14 protein-coding genes are annotated in these 17133 nt (G+C 62.7%); 3 read left to right on the forward strand and 11 right to left on the reverse strand.

Annotated features, from left to right (window positions below):
- Positions 1-31 precede the first annotated feature (31 nt).
- The 4 genes from NCR38_RS24340 to NCR38_RS24355 form a co-directional block, all read right to left on the reverse strand.
- Positions 32-682, reverse strand: coding sequence for a hypothetical protein (locus NCR38_RS24340; RefSeq protein ID WP_061119110.1), 651 nt, complete (start codon positions 680-682; stop codon positions 32-34).
- A 49-nt stretch (positions 683-731) separates the two neighbouring features.
- Positions 732-3011 carry an EAL domain-containing protein gene (locus NCR38_RS24345; protein ID WP_061119111.1) on the reverse strand — a complete coding sequence of 760 codons (2280 nt, stop codon included), beginning with the start codon at positions 3009-3011 and terminating at the stop codon, positions 732-734.
- Positions 3012-3137: 126 nt separating this feature from the next.
- On the reverse strand, positions 3138-3776 hold the full coding sequence (locus NCR38_RS24350) for a hypothetical protein (protein ID WP_061119112.1): 639 nt from the start codon (positions 3774-3776) through the stop codon (positions 3138-3140).
- Positions 3777-3812: 36 nt separating this feature from the next.
- A complete protein-coding gene (locus NCR38_RS24355; RefSeq protein WP_061119113.1) occupies positions 3813-5033 on the reverse strand; it encodes a hypothetical protein in 1221 nt (406 codons plus the stop codon).
- A gap of 99 nt (positions 5034-5132) precedes the next feature.
- Here NCR38_RS24355 and NCR38_RS24360 point away from each other — a divergent pair, with 99 nt between their 5' ends.
- From NCR38_RS24360 to NCR38_RS24370, 3 genes are all read left to right on the forward strand, one after another.
- The gene (locus tag NCR38_RS24360) at positions 5133-5912 is read left to right on the forward strand and encodes a DUF2182 domain-containing protein (RefSeq protein WP_086961244.1); all 780 of its coding nucleotides are present in this window, start codon (positions 5133-5135) and stop codon (positions 5910-5912) included.
- A gap of 172 nt (positions 5913-6084) precedes the next feature.
- Positions 6085-7641 carry a methyl-accepting chemotaxis protein gene (locus tag NCR38_RS24365; protein ID WP_061119115.1) on the forward strand — a complete coding sequence of 519 codons (1557 nt, stop codon included), beginning with the start codon at positions 6085-6087 and terminating at the stop codon, positions 7639-7641.
- A 227-nt stretch (positions 7642-7868) separates the two neighbouring features.
- The gene (locus tag NCR38_RS24370) at positions 7869-9194 is read left to right on the forward strand and encodes an MFS transporter (RefSeq protein WP_061119116.1); all 1326 of its coding nucleotides are present in this window, start codon (positions 7869-7871) and stop codon (positions 9192-9194) included.
- Positions 9195-9367: 173 nt separating this feature from the next.
- Here NCR38_RS24370 and NCR38_RS24375 read toward each other — a convergent pair whose 3' ends face one another.
- The 7 genes from NCR38_RS24375 to kynU form a co-directional block, all read right to left on the reverse strand.
- The gene (locus tag NCR38_RS24375) at positions 9368-10435 is read right to left on the reverse strand and encodes a porin (RefSeq protein ID WP_086961225.1); all 1068 of its coding nucleotides are present in this window, start codon (positions 10433-10435) and stop codon (positions 9368-9370) included.
- A gap of 68 nt (positions 10436-10503) precedes the next feature.
- On the reverse strand, positions 10504-11262 hold the full coding sequence (locus NCR38_RS24380; RefSeq protein ID WP_061119117.1) for an Asp/Glu racemase: 759 nt from the start codon (positions 11260-11262) through the stop codon (positions 10504-10506).
- A complete protein-coding gene (locus NCR38_RS24385; protein ID WP_061119118.1) occupies positions 11255-12271 on the reverse strand; it encodes a carbon-nitrogen hydrolase family protein in 1017 nt (338 codons plus the stop codon). Before NCR38_RS24385 ends, NCR38_RS24380 begins: the two co-directional genes overlap by 8 nt.
- Positions 12271-13227 carry a fumarylacetoacetate hydrolase family protein gene (locus tag NCR38_RS24390; RefSeq protein ID WP_061119119.1) on the reverse strand — a complete coding sequence of 319 codons (957 nt, stop codon included), beginning with the start codon at positions 13225-13227 and terminating at the stop codon, positions 12271-12273. Before NCR38_RS24390 ends, NCR38_RS24385 begins: the two co-directional genes overlap by 1 nt.
- 43 nt (positions 13228-13270) lie before the next feature.
- Positions 13271-14404: a cupin domain-containing protein gene (locus tag NCR38_RS24395; RefSeq protein ID WP_061119120.1), complete on the reverse strand. Its 1134-nt coding sequence runs from the start codon at positions 14402-14404 to the stop codon at positions 13271-13273.
- 33 nt (positions 14405-14437) lie between these two features.
- Positions 14438-15835, reverse strand: coding sequence for an amino acid permease (locus NCR38_RS24400; protein ID WP_250477726.1), 1398 nt, complete (start codon positions 15833-15835; stop codon positions 14438-14440).
- Positions 15836-15904: 69 nt separating this feature from the next.
- Positions 15905-17131, reverse strand: coding sequence for a kynureninase (gene kynU, locus NCR38_RS24405; RefSeq protein ID WP_061119122.1), 1227 nt, complete (start codon positions 17129-17131; stop codon positions 15905-15907).
- Positions 17132-17133: the final 2 nt, after the last annotated feature.

Below are 17133 nucleotides of genomic sequence, written 5' to 3' on the forward strand. Positions count from 1 at the left end.
CCGCACTCCAGATCTTGCGCTTTGATTCGCGCTACTGCGGCTTGCCGTCGAGCTTCGCCTTCTCCGCCGCGATCTGCCCGGCGATCCTGGCTGCGAGATCGTCGAGCGAAGAGATTGCCTCGGTCGTGTTGATCACGAAGCGCGCCGCCGCGCCGTAGGGCTTGGGCGCTGCCGCCGATTTCTGCCCTTTCAGCTCGCCGCTCGTATCGATCTGCGTGAGCGGCGCGTCCGGGCTCGCCGCGAGATTGGCGAGCTGCACGGTGACGTGCGTGTTGGGCGGCTTGTCCGACGAACCCATCGACGGCAGCCCGGCGCCGAATCCCGATGAGAGCGTTTCGTCGAATTCGCCGGTCACGAGCCAGCCCGAGGTCGGCGGCGGCGAATCCGCCGTCATGTGGCACGCGCCGATGCCCTTCGCGTCGAGCGCCCTGACAATGCCTTCGGCGAGCGCCGATGCGTTCTGATCGACCTTCATCGCGTTGCGCGCGGCACGCAGCCGCGAGCCGGGAAAATGCGATCCGCCGCCTTGCTGACTTACCGGCGTGAAGTCGCGAACCTGAACCAGCGTGCCCGCGTTCGCATCGTTCGCGCCCGGACACGGCGGCGCGGAATCGGCGAGCGCGAGCGTGCTGATCGCGAAGCCGAGCACGGCCAGCGAAACGCGTAAAGATGAAGTGTTCATCGGCTGTCTCCGGCTCGCATGCGCGAATGTCGCGATGATAACGCCGGCTTCACGGCAGCGCAGCGAACTCCTGCGCATCGGAGCGCGCCATCAGGCTCGCGAGCGGCACCGGACGGCTGAGCAGAAAGCCCTGCACCTTGTCGCAGTTCACTTCGCGCAGCGTATCGAGCTGCTCCTGCGTCTCGACGCCTTCGGCGACCACGGTCACACCGAGCTTGTGCGCGAGATCGATCACACCTTCGACCACCGTGCGCACCATGGCATCGGTGGCGATGTTGTCGACGAAGGATTTGTCGAGCTTCAGCACGTCCGGGCGAAAGCGCGCCAGGTAGCTGAGGCTCGAATAGCCCGTGCCGAAATCGTCGATGGCGATGCGCACGCCCATCGCCCGCACATTCGAGAGCACGTCCTGCGCGTCGTCGACGTTGTCGATCAGCGCGGATTCGGTGATCTCGAGCGTGATGCGGTTCGAGTCGATGCAGCCGCGCCTGATCGCCTGCCTCAGCACGGACACGAGGCGCGGATCGCGGAACTGTTTCGGCGACACGTTGAGCGCCACCGAGCACGCCTGCGGCAGCGCGAGCGCGAGTTGCGAGGCCGCCAGCACGGCCTCGCGTATGACCCAGTGCCCGGCTTCGGCGATGAGCACGCTCTCTTCCAGCACCGGCACGAACGCGCCGGGCGCGAGCAGTCCGAGCTGCGGATGATTCCAGCGCAAGAGCGCCTCGACGCCGACGAGCTCGCCCGTCTCGACGCGATACTGCGGCTGATAGTGCAGCACGAACTGATTCTCGCGGATCGCGCCGTGCAGTTCCGCCTCCAGATGCGCGCGCGCGAGATCGTCCTTCTCGCGATCGCCGAACACGCGGAACGTGTTGCGGCCCGCGCGCTTCGCGGCGTACATCGCCATGTCGGCGCTGATGAAGAGCGCTTCGGGCGTGCGTCCGTGTTCGGGATAGAGCGCGACGCCGATCGAGCATGTCATCGTCACGCTCTTGCAGTCGATCTTGATCGGCCGATGGCAGGCGAGCGAGAGCTTGCGGCACGCCCGCGCAATGCTTTCCTGTGCGAACGTGCCCGGCAGGATCACCGTGAACTCGTCGCCGCCCGGACGCGCGGCCACGGCGCCTTCGGGCAGCGTTTCCTGGATGCGTCGGGCGATCGTGCGCAACACGGCATCGCCGGCGATATGGCCCGCCGTGTCGTTGATGGACTTGAAGCGGTCGATATCGATGAAGAGATACGCGAACGGCGCGCCCGCTTCACAGCGCTTCAGGAGCGCGTCCATCATCGCGTTGCGGTTGGCGAGGCCCGTGAGGCTGTCGGTGTTCGCGAGCCGGTGCAGTTCCTGAAGACGCTCGCGCTCGTCGGTGGCATCCACGCACACGCTCACGACGCGCGACACGACGCCGTCCTCGGTCACCGGATAGATGTCCGCGCGAACCCAGCGCGTGCGGCCGTGCGGCAGGCACAGGCGGAAATAACTCTGCGTCGGGGCGCCCATGTTCAGGGCCGTGCGCATTTCATCGCGCAGCGCGGGCAGATCGTCGGGATGCACGCGCTGCGACCATGCGGTCTGATCCGCTTCGAGCGCCGACATCGGCATTTCCCACATGCGCTCGAATGCGGAGCTCACATGCAGGAGCTCGCGAAAATCGCGCGTCGCGGTCCAGAACACGGCGTCGACGTGATCTTCCATGTCCTTCTGCACGCGCGCGTTGCCGCGCAATTCCTCGATGAGATTCACTTCCGCGGTGATGTCGCGCGATTTGCACAGGACCGCGGTGACCTTGCCGTGCTCGCCGTAGACGGGCGCGAAGGTCGATGTCCACCACTTCAGCGTGCCGTGCATCGTGCGGCAGGTGCCGGAAAACGACGTCGATTCACCCAGCTTCGCGCGCTCGAAGGCTTGCCGCGCATCGGGACCGTCCCAGAGCGCGAGCCAGTCGAAGCCGACGAGTTCCTCGGCGCAGTCCGCTCCGAGCAAACGCCTGCCGACTTCGGAGATGCACATGATGCGGCCTTCGAGCGATAGCAGCTTCAGGCAATCCTCGGCGATCGAAAGCAGTCCGTGCGCGACCTGCCGCGCGACGAAGACCTGGCGATTCGCCTTCTGCATGCGATGCACGACGATCGCCGCGCCGAAGAGCAGCGCGGCGAGCAGCCCGTTCCACGGCCGCGGCACGAAGAAGGCGCCGCACGCGGCGACGAGCACGCCGAGCGGCGCGAGACCGAGCCCACCGAAACGACGTGCGCGTTCGATGTACGGCAGGTTCCTGGCGATGGTTTCGCCGATGGTCCCGAGGAAATCGTTGGCGCCTCTCTGCACCTTTCTGGCCCTGTTGCAATGATGGGTTTGATCGGTGTTTATCGGCGTGAGGGCGGAACTCTTGAATAAGCGATGCGGTGGTAAAGATTGCCGAGTCGTGCCGCGACGCCGGACGAAAGCAGGTTTTCAGCCGCGCCTGGGTTTGCGCACCGCCCGCACCTTGCCCGTGCGCCCGCCGCCGCAGAAGAAGCGGTCCTGGCCGTCCGATTCGAGCCCGGACACGCCGACGCCTTCGGGCATCTCCAGCCGCTCGATGACTTCGCCCGATTGCGGATCGATATGCCGCAGCTCGCTCTCGTCGCCTTCCCACGTCGCATGCCAGAGTTCGCCCTCGATCCAGGTCACGCCCGTGACGAAGCGATTCGACTCGATGGTGCGCAGGATCGCACCGTTGTCCGGATCGACCTGATGAATCTTGCGCTCGTTGTATTGCCCGACCCAGAGCGTGCCCTCGGCCCACGCGAGGCCCGAGTCCGCGCCGCCGCCGGGCGCGGGAATCGTCGAGAGGACGCGCCCTGTCTTCGGATCGATCTTCTGAATGCGGTCCTCGGCGATCTGAAACAGATGCTCGCCGTCGAAGGCCGTGCCCGCATGCGCCGCAATGTTCAGCGAACGTTCTTTCTCGCCGCTGTCCGGATTGAAGGCGTTGAGCGTGTCGCCCGCCGCGAACCACACGCGCTCCCCGTCCCAGGTGACGCCGTGCACGCCCTCGACGTCCGGAAAAGGCCCGTATTCACGGATGATTTCCGCCTTTGCGCGTTTCATGTCGCCGTCCTCCTGATGACTGATCGTGACTTCATGCTAATCACTCGCGAGCCCGATGGGGAGTAACAAGGTCGTCGTGAATCCGGGCATCGGCGGCGTCGTCCAGCGGCGCGCGCGACCGCGACCGAACGATTGCACCTTGCCGCTCGCGGCGAGCGCATCGAGCGAGCGCTGCACCGTGCGCTGGCTCGCGCCGAGCGCAATTGCGAGCGCCGAGCTCGACCACGACTCGCCATCGGCGAGAAACGCCAGCAACGGCGCGAATTCGTCTTCGACGGGCAGCGCGAGCACGGCCACGTCGCGCGCATGACGCGGCTTCAGCACGAAGCCTCGCGGCGTCGCGTCGATGCTCGCGTGCGCCCGCAGCATCGCGCGTAATCTGCCCATCTCGACGCGCAGCCGCGCACGATGCGTCTCGTCCGCTTCCCTGATGCGAAACGCCCGCAGAATGAGCGCGTCGCGCGGCACGTCGCGAGGCCATGCCTGCGCGAGCATGCGCGCGAGCGTGAAGAGCACGGGGCGCGTCGCGAGCGATATCGACATGCCGTTCTCACGCACGCACAGACGGCATGCATCGACGACAAATGCGTCCGATGCCAGCAACGCCTCGACTTCGTAGAGCCGCAGCAGCCGCTCTTGCCCATGTGCGATGAGGCGCGCGGCGGGCGTGCTCAACATGCGCCATGCGCTATCCACTTCGGCGGCAAGTGCCGGAATGCCCGCCTGCCGCGCGGCTTGCGTCGCGCGTTCGAGCGCGGCGTGCGCCGCTTTCGTATGAAGACGCCGCAACGCGATGCCTGCCGCGATCAGCTCATGCGCCGCCCGCGACGCAGCGGGAAGCGCCCCGGGATTCAGTTCGACGAGCATGCGCTCGGCATCGTCGGTTCGTCCGATGAGCAGCGCGCGACGCACTTCCAGATAGCGCGCATGCGCGGCGTTCGCGTGGTCGCCGTGCGCTTCGAGAATCGCGCGGGCGTGATCGAGTGCTTTCGCGGGCCACGCGAGATCGCGCGATGCGAGCGCGATCTCCGCTTCCGCGACGATACAGCGCGAGCGCGCGAGCGCCTCTTTCGCACCGAACGCACGCGCCGCGCTTTTCACGAGCGCACGCGCGCGCACGAAGTCGCCGAGCTGCGCCATCGCGATGCCGCGCAACGCAAGCGCGCTTGCATCCTCACGCAGCGCGATGCGATTCAGCGCGCCGAGCGGATCACCCGCCGCGAGCGCGCGCGCCGCCGCCGTGATCAGCGAATCCATGCGAATCCCGACACACTTGTCACTCCTTTGCGGTAGATGCCCGCGACTAATCTAACACCGTACCCGACGCGCACCGGGCGAATGCAAAGGGACGACATCATGAACGTGCTCACCGTGAACATCGAACGAGAGGCCTCGCCTCATTCGCGCCGCCGCTTCGTTGCCGTGGCCGCGCTCGTTTTTCTGGCGGGCGTGATCGTGACGTGCGCGATCCATACGTCGATGTCATCGATGAGCGAGTTGCCGATGCCCGGCGGCTGGATGCTCTCGCCCACCTTCACGCCGATGTGCGGCCGCACATGGCTGCGCACGGCGACGGCATTCGTCGGCATGTGGATCGCGATGATGACCGCGATGATGCTGCCTTCTTTCGCGCCGCTTCTGTGGCGTTATCGCGCAATGCTCGATGGCGCGGGCACGCGTCTCTCGTGGAGCATGGCCGCAGGCTATGCCTTCATTTGGACGATGACCGGCATCGCTGCTTTCGCGCTCGTCGCGATCCTCACCGAGTTCGTGATGCGCGCACCGGCCATCGCGCGTTGTGTTCCCTTCGCGAGTGGCGCCGTCGTGTCGCTGGCGGGCGTGGCGCAGTGTTCGCAGTGGCATGCGACGCTGCTTGCGCGCTGCACGCATTGCAGGCACATGCGTGCCGAGTGGCTCGACGGCGTGCGACACGGACTTCATTGCGTCTCTTGCTGCGCAGGCCTGACCGCGGCCCTCTTCGTCTTCGGCGTCATGGATCTGCGCGCAATGGCGCTCGTTACGCTGGCGATAACCGCGGAACGTCTGCTGCCTTCGTTCAGGCGCGTGCCGCAGGTTATCGGCATCGTTCTGGTGCTGCTCGGGTTGATGATTATCGCCGGTTCAAGCCGGCTGTAAGCAAGGCCTTTACCGGGCAAGCGATTTGAAATACGTTTTAATCGCTCACTAAAGGAGGGTGCTTTGCTGTCGTTATACAGACCAGCCGACGCGTTTCATCGGCCGCGCAGCAGGCGAAGCATCGCCGCCCGCGTGCGTACGCCTTCTCGATGCAGCCACTCTTGAGAGAACTATGTTTTCGACAATCAAAGGCCGTCTGGCCTTGGCCATGATGCTGTTGAGCGCGCTGCTTGTCGCGATCGGCATGGTCGGACTGACCGGCATGAGCCGGTCCAACGCGGTAGCGTACGACCTCTTCACGAATGAAATGCCGAGCGCGGTGTCCGTCGGCAACGCGGAAATGTTCATGGCGCGCGAGCGCCTCTCCTTCGACCGCGCAGCGCTGAATGTGGGCACGCCCGCGGCGGAAGATGCGATCGGACGCGGCGCGCTGATGCGCAAGACCTCCGACGACGCATGGACGAAATATGCCGGCCTGCCGCAAGGCTCCGACGAAAAGCCGCTCGCCGACAAATTCAACGAGCAGCGTCTCGCGCTGCAAAAGCAGATCGACGAAGGTTATGCCGATATCCGCGCGCAGGATCAGGCGAAGATCGTCGCCGACGCGAGCGCGATGCAGGCAGCATTCAACGAGTTCGCGAAGACGGGCGTCGCGCTGCGCAAGCTGCAATTCGACCAGGCGAAGGCCTTGTATGACGAAGGCCAGGAAACCTTCGGCGCGTTTCGCATCGGCTGCATTGTTGCGATTCTGCTCGGCGTCGCCGCGGCGCTCCATACGTGGATGTCGTTGCGCCGTCGTATCTCGCGTCCGCTCGATGCCGCGCTCGCGCAATTCAATGCGATCGCAAACGGCGACCTGCGCCGCAGCGTGACGGTCAGCTCGAACGACGAAATGGGCCAGTTGTTGCGCGGTCTCGCGACCATGCAAGCGAGCCTCATCGATACGGTTCGCACGGTACGCGGCGGCAGCGAATCGATTGCATCCGCGACCAAGCAGATCGCGGCGGGCAACGTGGATCTTTCCTCACGCACGGAACAGCAGGCGTCGGCGCTTCAGGAAACCGCCTCGAGCATGGACGAACTGACGGGCACGGTGAAGCAGAACGCCGACAACGCGCGTCAGGCTAGCGTGCTCGCCGCGAACGCGTCGGAGATCGCGGGCAAGGGCAGCCATGTCGTGTCGCAAGTCGTGACGACGATGGGCGAGATCAACCAGAGCTCGTCGAAGATCGCGGACATCATCACGATCATCGAAGGCATCGCGTTCCAGACCAACATTCTCGCGCTGAACGCGGCGGTCGAAGCCGCGCGCGCCGGCGAGGAAGGACGCGGCTTCGCAGTCGTCGCAGGCGAAGTGCGCTCGCTCGCGCAGCGTTCGTCGGCGGCGGCGAAGGAGATCAAGGAACTGATCGACAGCTCGGTCGAGCGCGTGCAATCGGGCACCGCGCTCGTCGACGAAGCCGGCCGCACGATGAACGAGATCAGCACGGCCGTGCAGCGCGTGACCGACATCATGGGCGAAATCGCGGCGGCTTCGGAAGAGCAGAGCAGCGGCATCGAGCAGGTGGCGCGCGCCGTCACGCAGATGGATGAAGTGACGCAACAGAACGCGGCGCTCGTCGAAGAAGCGGCGGCGGCGGCCCAGTCGCTCGAAGATCAGGCTGGCGCGTTGCGCACGGCAGTGGAGACGTTCCGGCTTCACGACGAAGGCATGCGCGCGACGGCCTGAAGCCGTTTCGCGGTTCCATGATGCGCGGCTCGCGATCCTTCGGGACGCGAGCCGTTTTCCTTTCCGAGCCATAACCGCCGGTAATCACCTCATGAGGCGAATTCAATAGACGGCTATCGCTGTTTTCGCGAGACTGCGGGACGTCGGACCATCATGCGGTCCGCCCTCGAAAAGAGCGCGCGCAACGGATCAATCCGCGCGCAACAAGCCTCGGAGGAGACAAGAAGATGCTGCATCGCCCAAGAGTCACCCGCTCCGTTCTCGCGCTGATGTGCGCGATGTCCTTCATCATGTACCTCGATCGCGTCAACCTGTCTGCTGCCGCAGGTCTGATCCGCGACGATCTTCATCTCACCAACACCGACATCGGGCTCGTGTTCGGTGCTTTCGCTTATACGTATGCGATCTGTCAGGTCATCGGCGGATGGTTCAGCGACCGCTTCGGCGCCAAGACGACGCTCGTGCTGTGCGCGTCGATCTGGATCGTCGCGACGATCGCGACGGGATTCGCGGGTGGCGTCGTGTCGCTGTTCTGCGCGCGCATGCTGCTCGGCGTCGGCGAAGGCGCGGCGCTGCCCGCGCAGGCGCGCGCACTCGTCAACTGGTATCCGGCGGGCAAGCGCGGCTTCGTGCAAGGTCTCACGCATTCGTTCTCGCGCCTCGGCAACGCGCTCACGCCGCCCTTGATCGCGTTACTGGTCGCGTTCGCTTCGTGGCGCGCTTCGTTCGTGCTCGTCGGCGCGCTGACGGCGGTGTGGGTCGTCGTATATGCGTGGTACTTCGCGGATAACCCGCGCAAGCATCGGCACATGACGGCCGAGGAAGAAGCGCAGTTGCCGCCTGAAAACAAGGTCGCCGTCGACAAGACGCGCGAGCCTACGCCCTGGGGCCGCCTGCTCAAGCGCATCTCGCCGACGATGATCGTCTACTTCTGCTATGGCTGGACCGGCTGGCTCTTCTTCACGTGGCTGCCGACTTTCTTCATGCATGGACGCGGTCTCGATCTGAAGAGCTCGGCGCTCTTTTCGGCGGGCGTATTTCTTTCGGGTGTCGTCGGCAATACGGCGGGCGGCGTGATCTCGGATCGCATTCTGAAGCGCACGGGCAGTGTCGTTTCAGCGCGGCGCAACATGATCATCGTCGCGTTCCTCGGTGCGCTCGTGTTTCTCGCGCCGGTGATGGTCGTGAAATCGCTGCCGGTCATGGCTGCGTCGTTGAGCCTGTCGTTCTTCTTTCTGGAGATGACGATCGGGCCGATCTGGGCCGTGCCGATGGACATTACGCCGAAGCACGTCGGGATCGCGAGCGGGCTCGTCAATGCGGGATCGGCTATCGCCGGGATCTTTTCGCCGATCGTGTTCGGGTTCGTCGTCGACCGGACTGGGAGTTGGACGTTGCCTTTCGCAGGATCGCTCGGGTTGCTCGCGGTCGGAATCGTGATGACGTTTTTCATGCGGCCGGATATCGCACTGGATAGTGCTGCAGCTTCCGATAATGCCGGGCGCACGGCGCATGGGGAGTTGAAGCTGGCGGAGCGGCGGAGCGGGTCGTGAGGGCCTGCTCGTATTCCTCCGCAAAACGCCTTTGCTACTCGAATGCACGCATGCTGCTTTCAAACGCAAAAAAAGACCGGCGCGAACGCCGGTCAAAGGCCCCCGTTGCGGGGACCACTTAGGTACTCTGAATCAGGACGCGGCGGCCGCAACGCTCCGTGGACATAGCACGCTTAGAACTTGTGGCGAATCCCGATTCGAACCGCGGTCTGCACGTCCGTCCCGGACGCGTCACCTAGCGCGGCCTGCGCCTGTGCGCTAAAGCCGTGGTCATGCGCAAGCGCGGCTACGAAATAGACGTCCGTACGCTTCGAGAGGAAATAGTCGCCGCTGAGTGTCAACTGGTTCGCGCTGCCGACTCCATTGTTGCGGTGCTGATATTGCGCGCCGCCCGCAAGAGACAACGTCGGAATGACCTGATAGGCCAGGCCGGCTTCATAGGTCGTTGCGCGCGGTTTCGTTCCGCTGCTGAGTTGCACGTCGGAAACCATTCCGAACAGGCGCGCTTTTCCAATCATGTAGGCCGCGCCGCCCGCGAATTCTCTCGAGTTTGCAGAAGGCGTGGCGTTGTGGCGCGACATATACGCAAGTGCAGCGCTCAGCGGTCCGTTGTCGTAGCTCACGACGAAGTTGCTCGAACTGTTCGTGCCCATCGAACCGGCAACGTTACCGAAACCGTACATACCGCCAAGCGTGAAACCCGCGATGGACGGCGACTGGTACTTCACCGCGTTGTTCACCTGATCGCCCCATACGCGATTGTCGAGCGAGTAGCCGCCGGCTGCGTATGCGGGGAGACTCCATGCGAGAAGGCCCGCTGGTGTATTCGAGCCTACCGCGAACGCCGGGAAGATGTCGCCGATGAAATCGTACTGCCGGCCCAGCGTGAGCGTGCCCCAATTGCTCGACAGTCCGACGAAGGCTTGTCGTCCGAACTCGAGCCCGCCCTGACCGAGTGCACCGGTTCCGACGTCGAACCCGTTCTCCAGCGCAAAGATCGCTTTGAGTCCACCGCCCAGATCTTCGGATCCTCTCAGTCCCCATCGACTGCCCTGTGAAGATCCCGACGTGAATTGCACGACGGCGCCCTTCTGCGTGGGCGTATCCACCCGATTGGTGTAAGTGACTCCCGCATCGATTATTCCGTACAAAGTCACGGATGATTGCGCTGAAGCGGCTCCGCACGTCAAAGTCGCAATGGCCGCTATGATTGGTCTTTTAATTTTCCGTCTCCTTAGCATATCTAAACTTAAACCGATTTACTATTTGCTCGGTCGCAAACGTCACTCGTACGTAACGCTCGAACTTCTCAATATCGTCCGGACAACAGGGAGCCGAAGCCAGGCACCGACGGATCCAGGCCAAGCCGCTTGAGCATGGCGAATGCGGTCGCCACCGAAGAAGACACCACCGGCAGGCCGATCCGATCCTCGATTGGCTGGACGGACGCGAGCGACGGCATCTGAACGCAGGCGGATGCGACAACGGCATCGACTCCGCTGATATTGAGTCTTCGCGTTATCTCGATGGGCGCGCGCGGGTCTCGAAGTCCCACTTCGATGTTATCGGGGATTTCGAGCGAGATGCTGTCGACGACTTCGATTCCCTCGTTCGCGAGGTAGTCGATGACCAGCCCGGTCAATGGCTTCATGTAGGGCGTGAGAATCGACACCTTCCTGGCGCCCAACGTCTTGAGACCATCGACCAGAGCACCCGCACTGGTCACGACCGGCGCCAGCGCGCCGTTTTCCACCGTTCGCCGCATCAGCCGGGCCTCCGACGTGTGGTGATAGCCGGGTCCCATGCTCATGATGGCGACCAGACACGCATAGCCGATGACATCGACGTGCGCATCGGACAGTTCGAGCGCACATCGCTCGCTCTCGCCGTCCATGCGCTCCAGCTCTTCCTTCGTCACGTGCTTCATGCGCATCCGGCTCGAATGAAACGTGAAGCGTTCGCTTGCGACGGCCTCGCGCGCCCGAAAGATGGCGGGGACCTCCGTCTCCATCGTGGTATTCGAGGAAGGAACGATCTGTCCGATACGAAAGGCCTTCTTTTCACTCATTTCCGGGCTCCAGCAACTCGTTATCGTTCTCGGCTTGTTCGGAAGCCGCATCCTCGAACGTCGCTGCTTGCAGCGGCTTGCGTTTCACACGAAGTTGGAAAATATCGAATCGGTTGTATTGCCCGGCGATGTCATGCATCTGGCGCGGCTGGATACAATTTCCGAGATCGATATCCGCGTAGGCGATTCCTTCTTCGTCGATGAGCGGTTCACCGATCACCCGACCGTCCGGTCCGAGAAAACCTGAAAACGCACTGTGGCGCCGCGTCAGGCGCTCGCGCGCGTTCGGATAATCGGTTTCGAGCGCGCCAATGATCTCTTCTGAAACGGTCGAGCACGAGACGACAGTGAATAGCTTGCCCTCGAAGCTATGCGCAGCCGCGCGTACTTTGATGGCTTCGGCCATGTCGTAGTCCAGCGGCGCCGCCGGCAACGCGATGTAGTTCGCGACGTGCACCAGCTCACCTTGCGCGATCAGTGCGAAGCGCGCGAGCGTGTTGGTGTTTTCTCCACAAGCGAGCACGCCGAGCGGTCCCACGCTCGTAGCGTGAACACGCAGGCATGCGGCATCCCCCGGCGCCCACGTGAGCTTTTCCGCCCATGTGGGCACCAGCTTGCGATGACGGCCGAGAATCCGCCCCTCGTCGGATATCGTGACGACGGTGTTGAACAAAGTCCCGATGGAACTCCGGCTGCGCTCGTTGACACCGATTACCACGTTGATCCGGTGCAGTGCTGCTGCTTCCGCGATCTTCGAAATCTCGGGGCCGGGAATCTCGATTGCCGCGCGCGCCAGGCGCTCGAACCAGCGGCTGCCTTGCAATGGGTCGCCGAGCCAGCTCCAATAGGGATACGCGGAAACGAACACTTCCGGGAAGGCCACGAGCTGCGCGCCATTGGCCGCTGCTTCTGCGATGAGGCTCACTGCCTTCTCGACGGTCGCATCCGTGTCGAGAAACACAGGGGCCGTCTGGACCGCCGCGGCTTTGAATTTGCGAAGTTGCAGCATCAGTTATCCCCGGCACGTTGCGACCGAGTCTTTCGCGGCTCGTTGCCCACGGCGACCACCGGGTTGCGCAGCGTACCGATCTTTTCGACCCACGCCTCGACGACATCGCCCGGCCACAACCATTCCTGAGGCGATCGTCCCGCCCCGACGCCCGCGGGTGTCCCCGTCGCGATGATGTCGCCCGGTTCCAACGTAATGGCCGAACTGATGTCCGCGATCAGAGCTGGAATGTCGAACAACAAGTGGCGCGTGTTGGAGCGTTGCTTCTCCACGCCATTGACCTTCAAGCCGAGGTCCAGGTCGTGGGGATCGCCAATCTCGTCGGCCGTCACGAGCACAGGTCCGAGCGGTGCGTACGTGTCTTGGCCCTTCGAGAAGATCCATTGACCGGCGCGGCGATTGTCACGGGCGCTGATGTCATTAATGACCGTGTAGCCGAAGACGTGGCCGAGCGCGTCTTGCACGCTCACGTTCTTTGCCCGACGACCGATGACGACGGCCAGCTCACCTTCCCAGTCGAGCTGCTGCGTGATCGCCGCGTTATGCTCGATGGCGTCTCCTGTTCCGATCACGCTCGTGGGAGGCTTCGAAAATATGACCGGTTGCTTCGCCAGATCCTTCGACGTGTCCAGTGTTCGGCTCGACTCATCCACGTGTTCGACGTAATTCAATCCGACGCCGAATATGTTCTTCCGCGGCCGCGGAATGGGTGCGAGCAGCTTCACGTTCACGAGCGGAACAGCACAGTCCAGCGGCCCGTTCCCCCCGTGCTGCTCCAGCAGCTTCGCAACGCGCTCGACCGCGTGCGGCCCGATGTCGATGAATTCGAGCATATCGGAGGGAAGCGTGACACCGGCGTGAGCACCGAGTTGCTCGATGTCGATGATGAAATCACCGACAACCGCGCCGAGCCGGGCGGCAGCGGTAACATTCGTTCGATAGGTAGCGAGTTGCATGATGTGTGTCTCTTGAATCAAAAGTTCCGACGCGAAATTTCGCTCAAAGCGCTGGCTGCGAAGAAACCGGCTGGTGGCCCGCGTTATCCGCCAAGGCCTCTTCGTAGAAGAGCCCCAGTTTTTCCATCACTGGAAGATCATTGAACGAGAACAGGCAGGCGTCCTCGGTCGAACTGAGGTTCACGTGCTCATGCCATGCCCACGAGGGGACGCAGAATATGTCCCGTTCGCGCCAGTCGAAACGGTGTCCGTCGATGATCGAATAGCCCGCGCCCTTTGCCACCTGATAAAGAAAACTCCCGGTGTGACGGTGAGCCTTGCCCTCGAAGCCGGGACGAAGAAGCTGCATGCTGGCGCCGGCGGTCGCCATGACGTGGCCACCGGTAACAGGATTCGTGTAGTGCATCAGCGCGCTGTCGAACGGGTTGTCATCGTGGTTCGCGGCGTAGTTTTTCAATGCATCGTACGTCGGTTCCCACTGGTACTTGAACAACGGGGAATAAGGCTTGTCCCAGCCAGCCTGATGCGCACGAAGTCCGGCCGCGCCCCACATGCTCACGCCGTCATCCACGGGAAATCCGACGGCCTGATGCAAATCCGGGTGCACCGCATAGAACCCGGCCTCGAGTGCGTTGACCAGCGGGATATCCAGACCGTCCTGCCAGATGCATGGCGTCCCGTTCTCCTCGACGCCGTGTTCATGCCATGTGCCATTCGGCGTGAGCACGAAGTCGTTCGCGCCGAGCGTCATCTTGTGACCATCGACGATCGTGTATGCGCCGCTTCCTTCCATGATGAAACGCAGCGCAGAAGACGAGTGCCGATGCGCGGTGGCCCGCTCGCCCGGATGCATGACCTGCAGTCCCGAGTAGAGCCATCCCACTGCCGCCGATACATCCCGCCTTCCAGGGTTCTCGAAGAAGATCACCCGCCGGCCAGCCTTCTCCGGCGTGACGAGCCGCACGGAACGCAGCACATGTTCGCGAAGGTCGCGATAGCGCCAGATCACGGGCACCGATTCCGATTTCGGCTGCCACGGTTCGATCTTGTTGGCCACGGTCCACAGTGCACCGGTCTTGAGTCGCTCGAGGTCGCGGTAATAAGCGATGAGTTCAGGCGAATCTTCGACGTTTGCCCGGCCCGCCATCTCTTCGCGAAAAGTGTCGTACTTGGTCATCGCGTTGCTCCAGTCGATCGGCTCATTTCCAGGTCACTCGACCGCCAGAAGTTTTTGCGGATCCGGCTTTTTAAGCAGCGCATAGGTCACCATGAGAGCGACGAGCATCGGAACACCCGTAACCACCGACATGCGGAACGCGGGCACGAAGAACGTCGAGACGATGACCGCTACCATCATGACGAGGCCGAGCAAAGTGGGAATCGGGAACAAGGGCAGTCGAAAGGCCGGGGTAACACCATCGCGCTTGCACGCCATACGGAACCGAAGATGAGTCGCGAAGATCATCAGCCAGCCGAAGAGCGCCCCGAACATCGCAATCGACATGACCAGAATGAACGATCCTCCGGGCATCATGACGCTCGTGATCGCTGCAAAGGCCACACCGAGGGACGAAAGCAGCAAAGCGCGAACGGGTACGCCGTTACTGCTGACACTGCTCAGGAACGCCGGCGCATAGCCACTCCGTGACAGGCTGAAGATCATCCGTGTCGCGACGTACAACTGGGCATTCATCGCCGACAAGGCGGCCGTCAAGATAACGAAGTTCATGACGCTCGGACCGCCAGACACTCCGATCTTTTCCATCACCATCACGAATGGACTTTTGCCGGTGCCGGCGGACTGCCAGGGAACGATGGCAACCATCAAACCGATCGTCAAAATATAGAAGATGACGAGTCGAAGAAGCGCCGACTTGAATGCGCTCCTTGCGGCGCGCTCGGGTTCATTGGCCTCGCCTGCCGCCACGGCGATAAACTCGATGCCGATAAAGCTGAATACCGCAACCACCACCGCGTTCCATGTTCCTGAGAATCCGTTCGGAAAGAATCCGCCGTCGACATAGAAGTTCGCGAGGCCCACTGAGCTATTTTCAGGAGCGGAAAACACCGCGTAGCTGCCGAGGATGATGAATCCGACGATGGCGGCTACCTTGACGATCGAGAACCAGTACTCCGCCGCTCCGAAGGCGCTGGCGCTTCGGGCATTGATCGCGATCAGCGCGGCGGAGAAGACGACGATCCACAACCAGCCCGGAGAGGTTGGAAACCAGAAGTGCATATAGACGGATATCGCCGTCACTTCGGCGCCGATCACGAGCACGACGGAGATCCAGTATGCGTATCTGACGACGAACCCCGCCAGGCCTCCCAGATAATGTTCCGCGTACGACCCGAACGAGCCGGTACTCGGATGTGTGACCACCATTTCGGCCAGACAACCCATGAGAAGAAGGGCAATAAAAGCGCCGATTGCAAAGCTGATAATGACGCTCGGCCCGGCAAGATGGATCGCGGCGCCGCTGCCCAGGAAAAGGCCTGTGCCGATCGCGCTTCCGATGGCGATCATCATCAGTTGAGCTCGTGTAAGAGATCGCTTCAGTCCGCCTTCTCTGTCCGCGATGACCTTGAATCCTTTGACCGCACTCATTCATGTCTCCGTCGATTCGTTATACTGATTAAATGGAAAGTTTCCATTCTCTTTGTTGCGGCTACGTGCTTACGTGAAGGCGCGACGCTGTTCGTAGTCGGGGTTGTCCCAGGCACGAGTCGTCATGATCTGATCGATTTGATCCACGAGGTACTCCACTTCATCCGCCGTGTTGAAGAGCGGCGCGAAGCCGAATCGCATGAAATCCGGCATGCGGAAGTCCCCGATTACGCCTCGCCGGCTCAACTCCTGCATGATGGCGTAGCCTTGCGGGTGACGAAGCGAGACGTGGCTTCCGCGCACATTCGAATCCTTCGGCGAGGCGACCACGAACCCGTGCGGAGCAAGCCGGTTCTCCGCGCTCGATATGAACTGCTCGGTCAACTCGAGGCTTCGGGTTCTGATTTCTTCGATCGAAATTCCGTCGAACACTTCGAGCGAACGGTTCAGGAGCGAAAGCGCGATCACCTGATTCGTCCCGCAGAGAAAGCGCTCGATGCCCGGCGCGGGCGCATAGGACGGCGTGAACTCGAACGGCGCGGCGTGCCCGAACCATCCGGTCAGCGGCTGTTCGCAATCCGTGTGGTGACGCTTCGCGGCGTACAGGAAAGCGGGTGCACCGGGACCGCCGTTCAAGTATTTGTATCCGCAGCCGACCGCGAAATCGACCTCGGACTCGTCGAGGTTGCAGGGAATCGCACCGGCGGAATGCGAAAGGTCGCATACCATGAGCGCGCCGGCCCGATGTGCCGCGCGTGTCAGGCGAGCGAGGTCATAAACCTCGGCGCTGCGATAGTCGACATGGCACAGCAATACTGCCGCCACGCGATCGTTCAGGAATTTCGGAAATTCGCTCACCGGCAAGTTGAGTATCTCCGCACCGCACAGCCGAGCCACCTGCTCGGCGATGTAAAGGTCGGTCGGAAACGACGATGCGTCGGTCAAGATCACCTTCCGGTCGGCACGCAGGCGTAGCGCCGCGGTCAAGACCTTGAACAGGTTGACCGACGTGGAATCGCAGGCAACCACCTGTCCCGCGGCCGCGCCGATCAAACGGCCGATCGCATCGCCGACGCGCTGCGGCAGCGTATTCCATTTCGCGCTCCGCCACGAGCGGATCAACCCGTCGCCCCACTCGTGGGTCGTCGTGATATAGGCCTGCATCTGAACGGCCTTGGGCAGTGGGCCCAGCGAGTTTCCATCAAAGTATCGAACACCCTCCGGCAGGGAAAATTTTTCCCGAGTCAGCGCGAACGTATCGCGAGCGGGAGATGCGGGAACGGTCATATCATTCATCT

This window comes from Caballeronia sp. INML1, assembly GCF_023631085.1.
Taxonomy (GTDB): domain Bacteria; phylum Pseudomonadota; class Gammaproteobacteria; order Burkholderiales; family Burkholderiaceae; genus Caballeronia; species Caballeronia turbans.